This window comes from Bacillus sp. 103mf (genome assembly GCF_900116295.1).
GTDB lineage: Bacteria > Bacillota > Bacilli > Bacillales > Bacillaceae_G > Bacillus_A > Bacillus_A bruguierae.
This window is the reverse complement of sequence record NZ_FPAF01000001.1, coordinates 671,228-690,092: the sequence shown is the minus strand read 5'-3', so window position 1 is coordinate 690,092 and position 18,865 is coordinate 671,228. Positions and strand designations below refer to the sequence as shown.

The following is an 18,865-nucleotide window of genomic DNA, read 5'->3' as shown; positions in this document are numbered from 1 at the left end:
GAAATCCCTCCTATTCTCTTCTTTTAAGTTTAGCAAAGTGACGTGGAATTTCAATGCTAATTCGTCATACTTTTTTCTTTCTCTCATACATTCTAGTAAGAGGAAGAACGGAGGGACATAATATGCTAAGGAAATCATCTTGGCAAGATCGTGTAACATATCATGTACAAGAACACGCTTCATTATATGTATTTGTAGCTGTCCTTTTATTAATGGGAGTTATTTTTGGAGCAATTCTTGTGAATAGTTTACAAGTAAGTCAAAAGCAAGATTTGTACTTTTATTTGAGTCGTTTTTTTGGACAAGTTTCCAAAGGGCAATTTGCAAATGCGGGTGAGATGTTTCGAGAAAGTTACTTATCGCAACTGAAATACATTGGCTTTATTTGGATTTTAGGTATTTCCATCATTGGTTTACCACTTATTTTTATTTTATTATTTTTAAAAGGAGTCGTTGTTGGATTTACAGTAGGTTTTTTAGTAAGTCAACTTGGATGGAACGGCTTATTATTAGCATTTGTAGCTGTACTTCCCCAAAATTTAATTATCATACCAACGTTTCTTATTATGACGACGATTGCAGCTAGTTTTTCGCTGCGTATGATTCGTCATCAATTTATTCGCAAAGTAAATGAGCCATTGTTACCACTTTTTATGCGCTACACTTGCTTTTTTCTTATTATCGGTGCGGTGTTAGCGGCTTCTTCGGGAATTGAGGCATATTTATCGCCAAATTTTATGAAACAAGTCATGGATACTATTAATAAAAAGTAATTATACTTTGAGAATTACTATCAAGTAATTTTGATTATTTTTCTTTTGACAGTTGCCCTTCTTCTGATATAATGGGGTAAGAGTGGCGAGGGAGGGAGTAGTACCGAATGGAAGAAAGAATTGATCGAATTAAGAAGCAGTTACATGCAGCGAGTTATAAATTAACACCACAACGTGAAGCTACGGTTCGCGTGCTGCTAGAAAATGAAGAAGACCATTTAAGCGCAGAAGATGTTTACCTCCTTGTAAAAGAAAAGTCGCCAGAGATCGGACTTGCAACCGTCTATCGGACTTTGGAATTATTATCCGAGTTAAAGATTGTCGACAAGATTAATTTCGGTGACGGTGTTTCGCGCTATGACTTACGCCAAGAAGGAGCATCACGTTTTCATCATCATTTAATTTGTACGGAGTGCGGTGCAGTAGAAGAAATTCAAGAAGATTTACTTGGCGAAGTAGAAAAAAGAGTAGAACAAGAGTGGCGCTTTAAAGTAAAAGACCATCGTTTAACGTTTCACGGTATTTGTGAAAATTGTCAAGAAAAATTAACAGAAGAAAATTAACCTTTTCCTATTTAATTAGGAAGAGGTTTTTTGTTCATAATTAGGTATAAATGATGAAAAGCTTGGCATATGTTGTAATAACATATATTTTGGAGGAATTTACAATGCGCCGAGCAATGAAAATTATTTTTGATGGTATGAAAGTATTTTTATTGTTTACCAGTTGTACCATTTTGTTTTATTTCGCTATACTATGGATAAATGAAGAATATGAAAGTTACCATCGTTATGAAAAACCGAAAGAAGAAATGGTAGAAAAAGTATCCGGAACAGAAGAACCTGCGAAAGATGCTTTCGTAAACAGAATGATTTTTTTCTATGAAAATGGGGAGTAGAGAAGATTGGAAGATCAATTACAAGACTTTATTCATTATATGGTTGTTGAAAAAGGATTAGCTAAAAATACAGTTGTATCATATGAACGTGATCTAAAAAGTTATATGAAGTATTTACAAAAAGTAGAGGAGATTACATCTTTTCATGATGTGACACGCATGCATATTGTTAATTTTTTACACCATCTAAAAGAGAATGATAAATCTTCGAAAACGATGGCGCGTCACATTGCATCTGTACGATCGTTTCATCAATTTTTATTACGTGAACGTGTTGTAGAACATGACCCATCTGTACATATTGAAACGCCTCAAGCTGAGCGTAAATTACCGAAAGTGTTATCCATTGATGAGGTAGAAGCGTTATTACAAACGCCAAAAGGAACAAGTGCCTTCGGAATTCGTGATAAGGCTATGCTGGAGTTATTATATGCAACAGGATTACGTGTTTCTGAATTAATTGAATTAAACTTAGCTGATGTACATTTAACGATGGGTTTTGTTCGTTGCATTGGAAAGGGAAATAAAGAGAGAATTATCCCTCTTGGCAGCTTAGCGGCCGAAGCGATCCAACATTATATTGAAAAAGGAAGACCGGAACTGTTAGGAAAGAAGACCGCTGAAGCACTCTTTTTAAATCATCATGGAAATCGTTTATCTCGCCAAGGGTTTTGGAAAATTTTAAAGAGACTTGCAAAAGAAGCAAATATTCAAAAAGAACTTACACCGCATACGTTACGTCATTCTTTTGCAACGCATTTATTAGAGAATGGGGCGGATTTAAGGGCGGTACAAGAGATGCTTGGTCATGCTGATATTTCAACAACGCAAATTTATACGCATGTTTCAAAAACTAGATTAAAAGATGTATATAACCAGTTCCATCCAAGGGCATGAATTTTCATGTCCTTTTGCTATTATGGTGAAAAAACTTCACAAAAACTTCACAAACATTTCGTACATTGTTTTCAGCAGAAGGCTAGAATATGAACGTATATTTCCTCTATACTATATAGGACGAAGGAGGAAGTTATAATGAAGAAACTTTTAATTACATTATTTATCACTATACTAGCATTAGCTGGTTGTAATACGAAATCAGACGAGAAAGCGAAAAAGGATAAGCCGCTTGAAGAAGTAAAAGTAGAAGTAAAAACAAATCCTGAAACAATCAAGCCAAATGAAAAAGTGGAAGTTCAAGCAATTGTTACACAAGGGAAAGAAAAAGTAACAGATGCAGATGATGTGAAATTTGAAATTTGGAAAGATGGCGAAGAGAAAAAAGAAATGGTAAATGCGAAGCATAAAGGAAACGGCGTTTATACAATCGATAAAACATTCCCATCTGACGGTGTTTATCATATTATTGCACATACAAATGCACGTGATATGCATGTGATGCCAGAAGTAAAAGTAGCTGTTGGAAATGCAAAAGTAACAGAAGAAAAGAAAGCTCATGATAGTCATGGGGCAGGTCATGGTGATCATAAAAGTGAGACAATGATTCATCTTATGGCAGATGGTGTAAAAGCAAATACAGAATCTACAATGAAAGTACACTTAAAACAAAAAGAAGAAACATTAACTGGTGCGGAAGTTCAACTTGAAATTTGGAAAGATGGTGCAGATAAGCACGAGTTTGTTCCAGCAAAAGAAGGTAACAAAGGTGAATATACAAGCGCTCATACATTTAAAGAAGCAGGCACATATAAAGTGAAGGTTCATGTACGAAAAGGTGATCTTCATGATCATAAAGAAGAAACGGTTGAAGTGAAATAAGGAACAGCTCTTTGAGAGAGCTGTTTTTATTTATTATTGGTAACTATTCAGTCACTCTATGAAAAAACGATAGAAAAGCATTTTTTTAAATGGTCGAGAGGGACTGGCTATGTATAGTAGCGGTCAGTGCCTTTTCCTGCCACGCGCAAAGTTTTAAAACAAAGAAAGGCAGCGAGGTGTAGGTCCATTTTTATCTTCATGGCAGCAATTATAGGTTAGCGTATTTTCGCTGGAATTATACTCCTTACCAAACTTCCAAATGAAATGTATGGCTGAGCAGTTACTATTATTAATATATATGCCAATTAAAAAATAAGAAAAGTCTTTCTTTTTCGGTGGGCGAGAGGATCTGGCCATGCATAGAAGCGGTCAGGACCTTTTCCTGCCACATGCAAGAATTAAAACAAAGAGAGAAAACGAATGCAGATCACGTGTTGTTCTGCATAGCAGCGACTGATATGTTAAAAAATCAAAATGGATTTATATATTGGTTTTATTAGCACTTCTGTGCAGAATAGATTACAATGAAAATGTGTAGAAAATATGAAATGTGATAAAAATTCCTTAAAAAGAAAGCGTGAACATGTTATGATAGCTGTGGGAGATGTCTGACATCTGACTTAGAAGAAGAAGGAAGTTTTTACAGCAATTTGAACATACTACATTAGTAGCATATATAGGAGGTTACAGTTGTGAGCAAATATAAACGTATTTTCCTTATCGTAATGGACTCCGTAGGAATTGGAGAAGCACCAGATGCTGAGAAATATGGTGATAAAGGGTCTGACACATTAGGTCATATTGCAGAGCATATGAATGGATTACAGATGCCAAACATGATGAATTTAGGTCTTGGTAATATCCGTGAAATGAAAGGGATTTCAAAAGTAGAGAAGCCGCTTGCATATTATACAAGAATGCAAGAAAAATCTATGGGTAAAGATACAATGACAGGACACTGGGAAATTATGGGTCTCTACATTGACACGCCATTCCAAGTGTTCCCAGAAGGATTCCCAAAAGAATTGCTGGACGAGCTAGAAGCGAGAACAGGGCGTAAAATCATTGGGAATAAACCAGCTTCTGGAACAGGAATTCTAGATGAGCTTGGACAGGAGCATATGGAAACAGGTGCATTAATTGTGTATACATCTGCTGATAGCGTACTGCAAATTGCTGCTCATGAAGAAGTTGTACCACTTGAAGAATTGTATAACATTTGTAAAATTGCACGTGAGTTAACACTCGATGAAAAATATATGGTTGGTCGTGTTATTGCTCGTCCATTCGTTGGGGAGCCAGGAAACTTTACACGTACACCGAACCGTCATGACTACGCTTTAAAACCATTTGGTCGTACAGTTATGAACGAATTAAAAGATTCCAATTATGATGTAATTGCAATCGGTAAAATCTCTGATATTTATGATGGAGAAGGCGTAACAGAGTCACTTCGTACAAAATCCAACATGGATGGTATGGATAAGCTTGCAGATACAGTGAATATGGACTTTACAGGTTTAAGCTTTGTAAATCTTGTTGACTTTGATGCATTATTCGGTCATCGCCGTGATCCTCAAGGCTATGGAGAAGCACTGCAAGAATATGATGCACGTCTTCCTGAAGTACTTGAGAAGTTAAAAGAAGACGACTTATTACTTATCACAGCTGACCATGGTAATGACCCAATTCACTACGGTACAGACCATACGCGTGAATATGTACCATTATTAGCGTATAGCCCAAGTATGAAAAATGGTGGACAAGAATTGCCACTTCGTCAAACATTTGCTGATATCGGTGCAACAGTTGCAGAAAACTTTAATGTAACAATGCCAAAATACGGAAAAAGCTTCTTAAACGAGCTAGGTAAATAGGAGGAATATAAAATGAATCGTGAATTAATTTCAAAATCTGCATCATATTTAAAAGGTAAATTTCAAGAAACACCAACAGTAGGACTAATCCTTGGTTCAGGTTTAGGTGTATTAGCTGATGAAATCGAAAATGCAGTAGCTGTACCTTATAATGAAATTCCTGAGTTTCCTGTATCTACAGTTGAAGGTCATGCTGGTCAATTAGTATTCGGTACACTTCAAGGAGTGACAGTTGTAGCAATGCAAGGTCGTTTCCATTACTATGAAGGATACGATATGCAAAAAGTAACATTCCCAGTTCGTGTTATGAAAGAATTAGGTGTAGAAACAGTTGTTGTTACTAACGCAGCTGGTGGTGTAAATACATCATATGAGCCAGGCGATTTAATGCTAATTTCAGATCACATTAATTTCATGGGCTACAATCCATTAATCGGACCAAATGATTCTGAAATGGGTGTACGTTTCCCTGATATGTCTGAATCGTATAGTAAAGATCTTCGTGCAATGGCGAAACAAGTTGCAGCTGATTTAAATATTAAAGTACAAGAAGGCGTATACGCTGGGATGACAGGTCCTGTATACGAAACACCTGCAGAAATTCGTATGATCCGTACAGTTGGCGGCGATGCAGTTGGAATGTCAACTGTACCAGAAGTTATTGTAGCGCGTCATGCTGGTATGAAAGTACTTGGTATTTCTTGTATTTCAAATATGGCAGCGGGTATTTTAGATCAGCCGCTTAATCATGAGGAAGTAATTGAAACAACAGAGCGTGTAAAAGCAAACTTCTTAGCACTTGTAAAAGAAATTGTAAAACAAATGAAGGGATGAGTTTACAATGAGAATGGTGGACCTAATTGCGAAAAAGCGTGATGGCAAAGCATTAACGACAGAAGAAATTAATTTTATCATTGAAGGGTACACAAATGGTGATATTCCAGATTACCAAATGAGTTCACTTGCAATGGCAATTTTCTTCCAAGATATGAATGAGCAGGAACGTGCTGATTTAACGATGGCAATGGTAAATAGTGGAGATACAATTGATTTATCAGCAATTGAAGGCGTAAAAGTAGATAAGCATTCAACAGGTGGTGTTGGTGATACAACTACACTTGTATTAGGTCCATTAGTAGCTGCTTTAGGTGTACCAGTTGCGAAAATGTCTGGTCGTGGTCTTGGACATACAGGTGGTACAATTGATAAACTAGAAGCGGTTCCAGGATTCCATGTAGAAATTGAAAACGAGGAATTTATTCGTCTTGTAAATGAAAACAAAATTGCTGTTATTGGGCAAAGCGGGAATTTAACACCTGCTGACAAAAAGTTATATGCACTTCGTGACGTGACGGCAACGGTAAACTCTATCCCGTTAATTGCCAGCTCTATTATGAGTAAAAAAATTGCAGCTGGTGCGGATGCAATCGTTCTTGATGTAAAAACAGGTGCGGGTGCATTTATGAAAACGGATGAGGATGCGAAGCAATTAGCAGAAGCGATGGTTCGTATTGGTAACAATGTTGGACGTAAAACAATGGCTGTTATCTCTGATATGAGTCAGCCGCTTGGTGAGGCAATCGGTAACGCTCTAGAAGTGAAGGAAGCGATTGATACATTGCAAGGAAAAGGACCAAAAGATTTAGAAGAGTTATGTTTAACACTTGGAAGTCAAATGGTCTACTTAGCTGGACAAGCTTCTTCTTTAGAGGATGCACGTGAAAAGCTAATTGAAGTGATGAACAATGGCAAGGCACTAGAAGCGTTTAAAACGTTCTTAGCAGCACAAGGCGGCGATGCATCTGTTGTTGATGATCCAGCGAAACTTCCGCAAGCACAATATATGATTGAAGTAGAAGCAAAAGAAGATGGCTATGTATCTGAAATTGTAGCAGATGAAATTGGTACAGCAGCGATGCTTCTTGGTGCAGGACGAGCAACGAAAGAATCTGAAATCGATTTAGCAGTTGGTCTAATGCTTCGTAAAAAAGTTGGCGATAGCGTGAAGAAGGGTGAATCACTTGTAACGATTTACGCAAACCGTGAAAATGTAGAAGATGTAAAACAAAAAATTTACGAAAACATGAAAGTGTCTTCGGAGCACGTAGATGCACCGAAGTTAGTACACGGCATCGTAAAAAAATAAAGTGACAATTTGTTCACAAATTGTGAGATAAAAAGGCTAAGGAGTTTTCTCCTTAGCTTTTTTTGCATATAATAATAATGGGTGAAATTATGATAAGAATTTGTGCAGTAACAAAGGAAAATGAAGTATTATATGACGTATCATTAGAAGAAACGAAGCGAGAAGATATCGTATGGTTTTGGTTAGACTTATGTAAACCGACGAAAGAAGAGTATACATATATTTTACAAGATTATTTTAAATTCCATCCCCTTGCGATTGAAGATTGTTTAGAGTACGTACAGAGGCCGAAAGTTGACTTTTATGAAGGGTATAATTTTTTAGTTCTTCATGCTTTTAGTGAAGAGGGACTAGAGCCTCATGAAATTGATTTATTTGTTAGTGATCATTTTGTTGTATCTTTTCACTTTTCGCATAATAAGGCGATTGAACGGGCGTGGAATAAACTGGGAGAAAAACAGCGCATAAAGAGAAGTACCCTTCATGTGACCCATATGATTATTGACCAAATTGTCGATGATTATTTTGCTCCTGTATATTATATTGAAGATCATTTAAATGCAATTGATGATAATTTAACGGGAGATACAGCCGGTGTTGTATTAGAAGAGGTATTTGATATTCGTTCTGATTTATCAAAATTACGACGAACAATTGTACCGATGCGCGATTTACTGTATCGTATTTTGAATTCAACGCGCTTTTATGGTGTCAATGAACATGAAATTTATTTTAAAGATATTCACGATCATCTTTTAAAGCTTGCCGAAATGATTGAAGCAAGCCGAGAGCTGACAGCTGATATTCGCGATAGTTACTTTTCGCTCAACTCTCATCATATGAATAACATTATGAAAACATTAACGGTTTTTTCAACCATTTTTATGCCATTAACATTTATTGTTGGTGTATATGGAATGAACTTTGATAATATGCCAGAGTTAAAGTGGGAGTATGGCTATTATATTTGTTTAGCCATAATGGCCTTTATCGGTGGAGGCATGATGGTCTGGTTTTATAAGAAGGGCTGGTTTAAATAAAGTGAAACTTCCATCAGTGGGGGTTTTATTGCCCGCGAATGGAGGAATAATAAAAACGCCGGGAATTCCCGGCGTTTTTATTTAGCCAATGGCATGTAACACAAACATGGCTAAGAAGAGACATGTGATAACATAAAGCGGTTTTGCAACTTGTTTATGTTTACCAAGTGCTACTTTTAAGATTGGATATGCAATGAATCCAAAAGCGATACCATCAGCAATGCTATATGTGAGCGGAATCATAACGATGATTAAAAACGCTGGAAATCCTTCTGAAAAATCGTTCAGAGGAATTTGTTGAATGTTTGTAATCATTAAACCGCCAATAATAATTAAAATTGGAGCGATTGCGCTATCTGGAATCAATTTTACAAACGGAAGTGCAAATAATGAGGCAAAGAATAATCCACCAGTGACGATAGACGTCAGACCTGTCTTGCCGCCCGCTGTAATACCAGCAGCACTTTCCACTGTAGAAACAGTTGGACTCGTGCCGAATAGACCGCACGTCATCGCTGAAATTGCATTTGCTTGATAAGCACGAGGGAATTTACGCTGATCTTCTAATAAACCGTGCAAAAGTCCCATGTTTTCAAAAATGAGTACCATACTCAATGAGAACGTTGCGATTAAAAATGGTAAAGAAGTCAGTTTCCCAAACGACATTGCTCCAAAAACATCACCATAGTTAGCAAAGGAGAATGAACTATTACCAACTTGACTTGTATCAACAACACCAAATAACCAGGAGATACCGGTTCCGATTGCGATTGTCCATAAAAAATTTCCACGTACGTTACGAATAAATAAAACTAATGCAACAATAAGAGTAAGCAGTGTTGCTAGAACAACTGGACTACTTAATTTTCCTAATGCAACAGCAGTATTTGAATTTGCAACGACAAGACCGCCTTTTTGTAAGCCGATAAATGCTAAAAAGAGTCCGATACCGACAGTAATGGCTTCTTTTAATGACGTTGGAATTGCGGCAGAAAGTGTGCGAGCAATTGGTGTAAAGGCGGCAATTGCAAAAATAATACCAGCGATAAATACTGCTGCTAATGCTTCTTGCCAAGTTAAACCAAGTGTATGCACAGCCGTGTACGTAAAGAACGCATTTACTCCCATACCTGGTACAAGAATCGCCGGTGCATTTGCCCAAAATGCCATTAATAGACATCCGACAAATGAGCTGAATACTGTTGCTAAAATTCCTGCTTCAAGAGGAATGCCAGCATCTGATAAAATCGATGCATTCACAATCATAATATAAACAATCGTGAAAAATGATGTTACACCAGCCAGTATTTCTTGTTTTGGTGATGTTTGATGTAAATTTAATTTAAATGTTTTTTCGAGAATTCCTTTCATGTTAAACCTTCTTTTTCATATCCCTCTCCCACCCGTGATATCCCTATGTAAGGCCCACCGTCTATTATTATAGCAAAACAATAGTTTTTTACAACAATAAAATGAGAACGGTTTCTTTTTTACTAGATATACAATTACATATAAGTAAAAACAGCACGTACAGTTGAAATGATTTCCATTTCTCCTGATTGAATAGGAGGAGCGCCGCCATGAACAGCAGAATGAGCAACAAATTCCCGCGGCATCTGAGAAGACTCTTCAACGACAGAATTAGGAACTGGATTTATATTTAGATTATATGTACTAGCGATTGTCCTTGCTTTTTCTTGAGCGTTTTGCACAGCGAGTACTAATGCTTGTTTATAGTAAGCATTTGGCCCTGAAACACGAAATACAAGTCCTCTGGCGACATTTGCTCCGTTTGCTACAGCTGCTTCATATACTTCGCCTGCTTTTTGTACATTGAGCACAATAATTTCATATAAATGATCAACTTGATAACCCCGTAGGGTAGGCTTTTCGTTCACGTGTTCATATTGTGGTGTAATGGTGTAAGAAAGTGTTTTAATATTTTGCTCTGTAATTCCAAGTTGCTTTAAAGAAGCAAGTAAATTAGTAGAAAGAGCAGCATTTTCTGCTTGTGCTTGTTTTAGATTTAGATCTTCAGTCCGAACACCAATTGTTAAGACGACAACATCCGGTTTTGCTTTCACGACACCTTCACCTTGTACAGTAATCGTTGCCTCTTTGCCGTTACGTAATTCATATGAATATGGGGGCATGCCCATTTGCATGATTGTTCACCTTCCTTTCTTTATGTATATGAAAGAAGGGAGTCCATTTTTTCCTTAAATTTAGAAATATAAAGTGAAACTTTCATCAGTGGGGGGCTTCATCCCCCACCTATCTTTCGCGCTTTTCTCTGAATCTTGAGGTGGGGGACTTACTGCCTGTTAATGCGGGATAGCAGAAAATCTAAGTAGAAAGAAAATATATACAATTAAGGTATTCATGCATTATAATATGTGTAAATATTATAAAAAAGGGTCGAGAACAGTGAACGAAAAACGAGAAGCGCTTATTTTAAACTTATCTACTTCCTTTCGGAGAATGCTTCGGTTATTGCAAAGTGATATTAATGAACTTTTTTCTGAACATATGCCATGGAATGAGTTTTCTGTACTGCGTGCGTTATATTGGAAAAGCCCGCAAATGGCATCGCAAATTGCAAGTGAAGTGAACGTTACATCCAGTCATATTACAGCAGTTACAGATCGCCTTGCTCGTAAGGGGCTTGTAATGAGAAAGCGATCTAATTCAGACAGGCGCATCGTGTATTTAGAAATTACAGATAGTGGAAGAGAAGTTGCTGAAAAACTTGAAAATGTTCGAAAAGAATACTATAGAGAGAAGTTTCAAGACTGGAGCGACGAGGAAATAGAAATGGCATTAGAGCTCTTTGATAGAGTCCTATGAAAATAGAAAAGCAACGATTGCTTTTCTATTTTTTTATGTGTAAATATATGTGCAAATTGAAAAAATGACATAAAAACCCCCTTTCTTTTTAGGTGGGCGAGAGCATCTGGCCATGCATAGAAGCGGTTAGGGCCTTTTCCTGCCACATGTAAGGTAAAACAAAAGGAGAAAACAAGTAGCAGTCATGCTGTATTCTGCATTGCATAAAAATAGCCTGAAATTCCTATACTTTACGTATATGGAATAGGAGGCTGGCAATGAAGCGTATTGTTTCTTTTGGAATTATCGGTATCTGTTTATTATGTTATGGCACTGAGATACGTGCAGCGTCTCCAAATCAAATTGTCCAAAAAGAACTGGAGTACCTCTCCAATCATAAAACGGTTTTATATTCAAAGTTATGGATGCGTTCAATGCAAACGTCTGTATTATTTCATCACAATGATCGCATTCATCATCAAGATACTTTACATAATATAAAACATTCTTCTCTTGTCGGTATAAAACAAATGTCACTAACGAAAGCTGCGGTTTATATGCCGCGAGTTTCTCAGTATGTATCAAAATTCGGAAAAGAAAATGTACAAGTATACTATTTAGCTGTGCAGTATGATGTGAAAAAAGAAAACACCTATCAAATAAATGGAACGAACTACTTTTTACAAGTATTTGTACGAGAGTATGGAGATTGGAAAATTGCTGAAAGTATTGTTGCACCGACAGATCGAATTGTGGCAAATGGTAATGGATTCGGGACAGATGAGGAGAAGAACTATAGTGAAAAACGAAACAATGTGAAATAGCCTCCTAGGAGGCTATTTTACATTGTTTATCTGATAGTCACTCTGTATTCTCCTAACCGAAGAAACAACCACATTCTCTTTAACAGAGTATACTCCTTCAGCTGTCAAGCGTACCGCTGGTAAATGGGTCGATGTCAAAAAGAACATCGTATATAGTGGATCGATATGCTGATGTCCTCTCTCTTTCAGAAGTTGTACAAGTCTTATCGTTTTTGAAATCAGTTCATGCATGGGTAACTTGCTCATTTTCCCTCCAAGCGGTAATTCCAAATTGAATAAGGTTTCCTCTCCCTCCATTAATATGGTACCGCCGCCTTGAGTGAGTAGCTGATTTACAGCCTGTATCATAATCTCTTTCTTTTGCCCTATAACAACAATATCTTGAGATGCTGTATAGGTTGTCGCTAAAGCATCTAGGTGATCGGCAAACCCTTTTAATATGCCGTTAGTAACCCATTTCCCCTTTTGATCAATAAGACTGACATAACAATATCCTTCTCTTGCTTCCAAGTCAATAATACCTTGCTTTAATGACAATGCTTCTAGACTTGGTTTCGTAATGACCGCATTCAGCATTTCTATTACAAGAACTTCCGGATGCTCAGCGGTCATATCAAGCCATTCCGGCTGAACGCGCCATTCTATGTGCATGGGCTCAAATTGCAATTGCTGCCAATCACATACAGGAAACGGGTTCAATAGCTGCCTGTTTGTCGCAACCAGCTGCCCGTTTGCCATCACCTTGATCGGAGAAGGTTTGCTTATATCCTCGAGAAAAAGAATATCTGCGATTCGTCTTGGGGCGATTCCGCCGATTTCTTGATCCAATCCATAATACGTTGCAGGGTTTAAAGTGGCCATCCGATAAGCGGCATGGAAAGGAACGCCATTATCGAGAGAAACCTTAATAAGATAGTCCATTAGTCCATGCTGAAGAAATGGGGGCATAGAGCCATCTGTTGTTAACATAAGTCTTGAAGCGGAAGAAAAATCAAAGTCGAGCTCTTGTAAATCTTTAATTAAGCCTGGCAAATCAGGACGTATGGAGGAGTGACGCAAAGTTGCATACATACCTAAACGAAGTCTTCTGATTACTTCTTCTCCATTGATAGCTTCATGACAAGCCGTAACACCGAGTGCTGCCAAAGCATTTAAGGTTTCACTAGAGGCTCCTGGGTTATGCCCTTCAATTCTTTTGCCGAGCCTCCGTGCTTCTGCTATTCCTTCTAGTATGGTTTCATCACCAGCCAAGGCGGCAGGCCAAGCTGTCAATTCACCGGCTTGTATAATCTGCTTATGACGAAGTAAACTGACCAAGCACTCAGTCGTGAATTTCGCTAACATATCCGGGTGGTTGCTTTGCGGATCCATCCTTGCCCACCAATAATTTTTGACAGGCAAATGACTGCTATAGTCTATTAAATATTCAAAGCCTTTCTGATCTGCATTTAAATAAAATATTAGATTATCATTCACTAAAGTCGTTGTGCCTAAGCTTAAAGCGAATTCTCCAAATGACGCAGGATTATAATACTGATACGGATGTGCATGAGGTTCGATGTATCCTGGAACTAACGTAAAGTTGGATGCATCTATAATTTGTGTTTTTTCATCAATTTGTGGTTCCCGCATTCCTACATAAGCAATACGGTCTTCATACAAAACGATATCTTTTCTTTCTAGCTCTCCTGTGTATACATTAAACACAATTCCTCCTGTAATCCAAACTGTTGCCGGAAGTTCCCCCCTTGATACCTCTATAAGTTTCCACAATGCATCCCTTTCAATGTATCTCATGTAAGTCTCCACCCCCTAATCTGTTTTTTTTCACGCTCTTTAGTTCATGTTTAAGTATCTAAATATTCAGTCTTATCTATTTTTATATTTTACTATAAAGGGTGATCACATTGTAGACCGTCTTTTCTTCTTCTGTTTTTTGATAAGTTAAATCTATGCCAAACCCGTGCAAGAAACGAAGTGTGGCTCACTTTTTTAGCTTCTGTTTTATAAAGTACATATAAAAACCCCTCTTTTAATTGTAAAGAGGAGGGAAGAGAAGCAAGTGTATAGAGACAAGTTTGTTTTTCGATACTCTGAAAATAGCCTCCTGACTAGGAGGCTATTTTGCATATAAAGAAAGTTTATGCTTTAATACCCACTGTAAAATGGCATATGTCAAAATGCCAAATCCGATAAAATACATATAGTGAAGTGGGACAGATTTACTGCCATCAGTGAACACTTCGCTGCCAAGAAGTCCAAAACAAATGGAAGTACATACTGAGAAATAGATATGAAGTTTTTGATAGAGCAATATCTTTCCATTATGTTCATTAGGGGAGCATGCATATAAATAAGCTCCTAGTGGAAGACAAATAAGTATATAAATTGCCGGACTTAGTAGTGTCCATGTAGACGGGATATGATGATAAGCAGGTCCTACATGTAGCTCTCCGTATTCATCTTGTATAGCTTCTCTTTGCGGTTGATAATCATAGTTAATATTAAAATGCATAAGAGGGGATAATGTACTTGTATTTTCTATATACACGGAACTTTTACGATAGACCTTGTCATATTCTTTTTCTGATAAATCAACATGTAATGCAAAGAACGGAAACGCAAGCTGAGAAATGTAAATCGGGAAAACCAATAAAATATAACTTAGCGCTCCTTGTGAAACGATATTTCCTGTAATGCTTCCGATGAAAAGGGATAATGTATAAACTGCAATTAATGTCATGATTGTATATACAAAGTATAGATGAAACGGTGTAAATGATTGATAATCGGCGTGTATCGTAGTTTTATAGATGATATACATAAGGAACCAGCTTATGCTAAGTGCACTTACGATATGGACCGTACCGAATAACCATTTTGATGAAAATAAGTGTGAGCGTTTAAATGGCATAGACCACAAAAAATTATTTGTTTGATTATGACGCTCCCAGCCTATTAATATGACAGCTAATCCAATTAAAAGCAGAGCAGGAAAAAATGTAGGACTATCTCCGCTCAAATGATAGGAATAATACGTATCCGTCGTTTCACGTAAGTACTTAGCTTGGTGCAGTGCGTTGCTATAATATCGATATGGTAAGAGACATAATGTACTGATCCAAAATAACACAATGACATACTTTCCTTGCTTCCAGTTTCGCATCCATAATGCTTTATTGAACATATAATTCACCTCGATTAATACGTATATTTGTATTGGTTAGAATAGTATCGCTATCTTCCTACGAAAGAAAATTTCCATTTTAACAGACGAGATAGAATGAGATAAGTAATAACTCCTGTGCCCAGAAAACCGCTATAATAGCCTACCAACGAATTGATTCCTCCTAGTAAACGAGCACCAAGTAAGGCAAAGCACGTTACGGTACAAACGATAAAGAGCTTTTGTAGTTTTGGAAAAAGGAGTATTTTTCCGTTTTGTTCGTTAGGTGACCGAGCATATAAGTACGTACTTAATGGTAATAGAAAAAGTATATATATAACTGGACTTAAAAGCTTCCATGCGGAAGGAATCTTAGTGAAATTAGGCTCGTCTAAATGCTTGCCATTGTCGTCTTTATAATTAAGGTTAGGATTATAATTGAAGTAAATTTGAAAATACATCATCGGTGAAAATGCCGTAAGTGTTCCGGCATTATTCATATATGTATTTTCTTGTTCGTAAGTGTTGGAATAAGATTTATTCGTATGAACAGAAATGAATCCAGCAATTAAAATAGACAATACGAACGGTAAAATAAGAACAATTGCAGTTAAAAAGCCTTGTGATACAATATTTCCAGCAATTGTTCCAATACATAGTGTTAACGTATAGATTGCAATGAGTACGATAGTTGCATATAGGAAATAATAGTGAAACGGTGAAAATATTTGATACTTATTATGAAAAGTTGTTTTTTTCATAATAGCGAAAATTCCCCAGTTTACAATAAGCATGCCAATAATATTCGAAACACCAAAAATCCATTTTGCAAGAAAGATGTGTGTTCGTTTAAATGGCATCGACCAAAGTAAGTCGGTAGATTGATTATGACGATCCCAGCCAATGAGTACACAACCTAGGACAATAACAAGTGCACTTTGTATTACTATAGTTTCTTCAGGGAAAATATAGTGATAATAGAAATGATATTTCCATCGACGCATCATTTGTAAGTTTTCAAACTCTTTTGCGGCTGCTTCATAATACTTGTATGACAGTATATAGAAATTAATGAGCCAAAAGAGTAAGATGGTATATTTCCCTTGTTTCCAGTTTCGCATCCATAATGCTTTATGGAACATGTAATTCACCTCTATTTGTATGTGTTTACTTCTTGATTAAAAATATCGTTATCTTCCACCGAGAGAGAATTTCCATTTCAGCAATCGAGTTAATATGATATAACTAATAATCCCAGTTCCAAAAACGCTTATATAATATCCCCATATAGAGAGGCGCATTCCCAATATGCGTCCACCTAACAGCGCAATACAAATGACAGTACAAGCAATGAACCATTTTTGTGACTTTGGAAATAAAAGGATTTTTCCGTTTTGATCGTTAGGAGAATACGTATATAAAGTAATTCCTAATGGGAAAAATATGATAATATAAGCAATCGTGCTGAGGAGATTCCAAGCAGATGGTATTGATATCTTTTCCATAGGATTTAACCTTGGTGATTCGGAGATTTTATTCCCATGTTGATCAAAATTTTCAATAGGATGGTAATCATATTGAATATAAAATTCGTGTAATGGTGCTAATACGCTTGTCTGTTCTATGTAGTCAATAAACTTAGGTTCTGTTTTATATAATTCTTTCTCTGAATCTCCTACATGAACGTAAAAAAATCCCAATAATGATACTATTAAAATGTATGGAAGATATAAAATACTTGCTGTTAAGAAACCTTGTGAAAGAAGACTTCCTGTAATGGTGCCAATAAACAACGCAAATGTATAGACAGCAATGAGTATAATTGTAGTGTACAAAAAGTAAGTGTGAAAAGGGCTAAAGATTTGATATTGATCATGAAAAGAGAGCTTTTTAATCCCATACATACTAATCCAACAAACAATGTTTACGATTATAATATTAAAAATACCAAACAACCATTTTGTTAGAAAAATATCTTTTCGCTTGAAAGGCATAGAGAAAAGAAAATCAATAGATTGATTGCTTCGTTCCCATCCAATCAATAGACAAGCGAGTGCAATGAGAGTAATACCTTGTATCATGACTGGATCTACTGTTTGAAAAGAATAGGCGTAGTAATATACATAACCATCAAATTTCATTGTTGATTGAGATAATTCAGATTGTGCACCGTTATAATATTGATAAGGAAGCATATAAAAACTACTTAACCAAAATAATAAAAGTACATATTTCCCCTGTTTAAACGTTCGCATCCACAACGCCCTATGAAACATGTGACCCCTCCTCAAAAGCCGTAACAAATACATCCTCAAGTGACATTGGTAATTCTTCTAATAAGAGCGGCTGTTCTTTATGAAATTTTTCTAACGTAGTTGCTACAGTGCCTTCGATTAAAACGGTGTATACTTTTCCGGTTTGTTGTAATACTTTTACATTACTTAAGTTTTCTAGCTTTTGTGGTAGTGAACGTTCATAAGCGACTTGAATTTTTGCATACCGTGATTTTGTATCGTCTAAAGCTGTAATCGATGCAATGGTATGATCTTTTAAAATGATGACTGTGTCTGCGATTTTTTCAATTTCATCTAAGTGATGCGTAGAAATGAGAATGGTAATTTCGCGTTCTGCTACTTCTTCAATTAAAAATTGCAGGATTTGTCTTTTTACGATTGGATCAAGTCCGTTTGTTGGCTCATCTAAAATAATGTATTCTACGCCAGTAGAAAAAGCTAAGATCATTGCTAATAATGCTTTCATTCCGCGGGAGTAGCTGCGAATACGTTTGTCTGGTAAGTTAAAACGCTCTAGTAACTCATAAAAATAGTCTGTATTGAAATTTTGATAGACTGCTTTATAGAATTTTACGATTTCTTTTACTGTATAGCCGCTTAATACGTTTGTAGAGTCTGGAACATATACAACTGTTTGTTTCACTTCAGGGTGTTTGTGCACGTCAACTTCGTTATAGGTAACAGTGCCTTCATCTGGATTTAAGATTCCAACGAGTGTACGTAATAACGTTGTTTTTCCAGCTCCGTTTCTTCCGAGTAATCCGGTAATGCTTCCTTTTTTTAAAGTAAATGAAATATCTTCTAATATCGTTTGATTATCAATTGTTTTCTTTACGTTCGTCACTTTTAACATGAGTATTTCCTCCTAACTCTTTATAGTATGAATCAATCCAATCATGAATTTTTTCTTTTGAAATACCGAGATAAGAAGCTTCTAGTAACAATTGATGAAATTGTTTTTCTACCATAGCAATTTTCCTTTCATCTTGTGCGGGAGTAATGGATTGCGAGACAAATGTTCCTTTGCCGCGCAGCGTTTCGATAATTCCTTGCCGCTCTAATTCTTGATAAGCCTTACTCACTGTGTTTGGATTAATCACTAGTGAAGAGGCAAGTTCACGAACGGAAGGGAGTTTATCGTTAGGTTCGAGCATCCCCCTTAAAATTAGCTCTTTAACATTATGAACAATTTGTTCCCATATCGGAGTGTTGCTTCTTGGATCTAGTTGAATGTGCAAGAGC

General features: G+C 36.6%; 19 protein-coding genes. 11 read left to right on the top strand and 8 right to left on the bottom strand.

Features of this window, described 5'->3' with window-relative positions:
* The first annotated feature begins 122 nt into the window (after positions 1–122).
* The 9 genes from spoIIM (at position 123) to corA (ending at position 8,513) form a co-directional block, all read left to right on the top strand.
* The gene (gene spoIIM, locus BM350_RS03425; protein WP_090914071.1) at positions 123–773 is read left to right on the top strand and encodes a stage II sporulation protein M; all 651 of its coding nucleotides are present in this window, start codon (positions 123–125) and stop codon (positions 771–773) included.
* Positions 774–880: 107 nt separating this feature from the next.
* Entirely contained in the window at positions 881–1,336 is a 456-nt protein-coding gene (locus BM350_RS03420; protein WP_035429393.1) for a ferric iron uptake transcriptional regulator, read from the top strand.
* Positions 1,337–1,440: 104 nt separating this feature from the next.
* Positions 1,441–1,671: a YqzK family protein gene (locus tag BM350_RS03415; RefSeq protein WP_090914463.1), complete on the top strand. Its 231-nt coding sequence runs from the start codon at positions 1,441–1,443 to the stop codon at positions 1,669–1,671.
* Positions 1,672–1,677: 6 nt separating this feature from the next.
* Entirely contained in the window at positions 1,678–2,568 is an 891-nt protein-coding gene (gene xerD / locus BM350_RS03410; RefSeq protein WP_090914073.1) for a site-specific tyrosine recombinase XerD, read from the top strand.
* A 138-nt stretch (positions 2,569–2,706) separates the two neighbouring features.
* Positions 2,707–3,450, top strand: coding sequence for a FixH family protein (locus BM350_RS03405; RefSeq protein ID WP_090914075.1), 744 nt, complete (start codon positions 2,707–2,709; stop codon positions 3,448–3,450).
* A 692-nt stretch (positions 3,451–4,142) separates the two neighbouring features.
* Positions 4,143–5,327: a phosphopentomutase gene (gene deoB / locus BM350_RS03400; protein ID WP_090914077.1), complete on the top strand. Its 1,185-nt coding sequence runs from the start codon at positions 4,143–4,145 to the stop codon at positions 5,325–5,327.
* A 12-nt stretch (positions 5,328–5,339) separates the two neighbouring features.
* Positions 5,340–6,161, top strand: a complete 822-nt coding sequence (locus BM350_RS03395) for a purine-nucleoside phosphorylase (protein WP_090914079.1) — start codon at positions 5,340–5,342, stop codon at positions 6,159–6,161.
* 7 nt (positions 6,162–6,168) lie between these two features.
* Positions 6,169–7,473, top strand: coding sequence for a pyrimidine-nucleoside phosphorylase (locus BM350_RS03390; protein WP_090914081.1), 1,305 nt, complete (start codon positions 6,169–6,171; stop codon positions 7,471–7,473).
* Positions 7,474–7,550: 77 nt separating this feature from the next.
* Positions 7,551–8,513 (top strand): magnesium/cobalt transporter CorA, encoded by a 963-nt coding sequence (gene corA / locus BM350_RS03385; protein ID WP_139207625.1) that lies wholly within the window; start codon positions 7,551–7,553, stop codon positions 8,511–8,513.
* A gap of 81 nt (positions 8,514–8,594) precedes the next feature.
* On the opposite strand, the gene BM350_RS03380 is transcribed toward corA, so the two are convergent.
* Together BM350_RS03380 and BM350_RS03375 are read right to left on the bottom strand one after the other, a co-directional pair.
* The gene (locus tag BM350_RS03380; RefSeq protein WP_090914083.1) at positions 8,595–9,884 is read right to left on the bottom strand and encodes an NCS2 family permease; all 1,290 of its coding nucleotides are present in this window, start codon (positions 9,882–9,884) and stop codon (positions 8,595–8,597) included.
* A 134-nt stretch (positions 9,885–10,018) separates the two neighbouring features.
* Positions 10,019–10,678, bottom strand: a complete 660-nt coding sequence (locus tag BM350_RS03375) for an SIMPL domain-containing protein (RefSeq protein ID WP_090914084.1) — start codon at positions 10,676–10,678, stop codon at positions 10,019–10,021.
* Positions 10,679–10,940: 262 nt separating this feature from the next.
* On the opposite strand from BM350_RS03375, the gene BM350_RS03370 reads away from it, so the two are divergent.
* Both BM350_RS03370 and BM350_RS03365 read left to right on the top strand, forming a co-directional pair.
* Positions 10,941–11,360, top strand: a complete 420-nt coding sequence (locus BM350_RS03370; protein WP_139207613.1) for a MarR family winged helix-turn-helix transcriptional regulator — start codon at positions 10,941–10,943, stop codon at positions 11,358–11,360.
* Between the two features lie 257 nt (positions 11,361–11,617).
* The gene (locus BM350_RS03365; protein WP_090914088.1) at positions 11,618–12,163 is read left to right on the top strand and encodes a hypothetical protein; all 546 of its coding nucleotides are present in this window, start codon (positions 11,618–11,620) and stop codon (positions 12,161–12,163) included.
* 12 nt (positions 12,164–12,175) lie between these two features.
* Here BM350_RS03365 and BM350_RS03360 read toward each other — a convergent pair whose 3' ends face one another.
* From BM350_RS03360 to BM350_RS03335, 6 genes are all read right to left on the bottom strand, one after another.
* On the bottom strand, positions 12,176–13,960 hold the full coding sequence (locus BM350_RS03360; RefSeq protein WP_090914090.1) for an adenine deaminase C-terminal domain-containing protein: 1,785 nt from the start codon (positions 13,958–13,960) through the stop codon (positions 12,176–12,178).
* Positions 13,961–14,282: 322 nt separating this feature from the next.
* Positions 14,283–15,350 carry an ABC transporter permease gene (locus BM350_RS03355; RefSeq protein ID WP_090914092.1) on the bottom strand — a complete coding sequence of 356 codons (1,068 nt, stop codon included), beginning with the start codon at positions 15,348–15,350 and terminating at the stop codon, positions 14,283–14,285.
* Positions 15,351–15,400: 50 nt separating this feature from the next.
* On the bottom strand, positions 15,401–16,471 hold the full coding sequence (locus BM350_RS03350; protein ID WP_090914094.1) for an ABC transporter permease subunit: 1,071 nt from the start codon (positions 16,469–16,471) through the stop codon (positions 15,401–15,403).
* A gap of 48 nt (positions 16,472–16,519) precedes the next feature.
* A complete protein-coding gene (locus BM350_RS03345; protein WP_090914096.1) occupies positions 16,520–17,605 on the bottom strand; it encodes an ABC transporter permease subunit in 1,086 nt (361 codons plus the stop codon).
* Positions 17,595–18,476, bottom strand: a complete 882-nt coding sequence (locus BM350_RS03340; RefSeq protein ID WP_090914098.1) for an ABC transporter ATP-binding protein — start codon at positions 18,474–18,476, stop codon at positions 17,595–17,597. The genes BM350_RS03345 and BM350_RS03340 overlap by 11 nt, the downstream gene beginning before the upstream one ends.
* Positions 18,442–18,861 (bottom strand): GntR family transcriptional regulator, encoded by a 420-nt coding sequence (locus tag BM350_RS03335; RefSeq protein ID WP_139207614.1) that lies wholly within the window; start codon positions 18,859–18,861, stop codon positions 18,442–18,444. Before BM350_RS03335 ends, BM350_RS03340 begins: the two co-directional genes overlap by 35 nt.
* Positions 18,862–18,865: the final 4 nt, after the last annotated feature.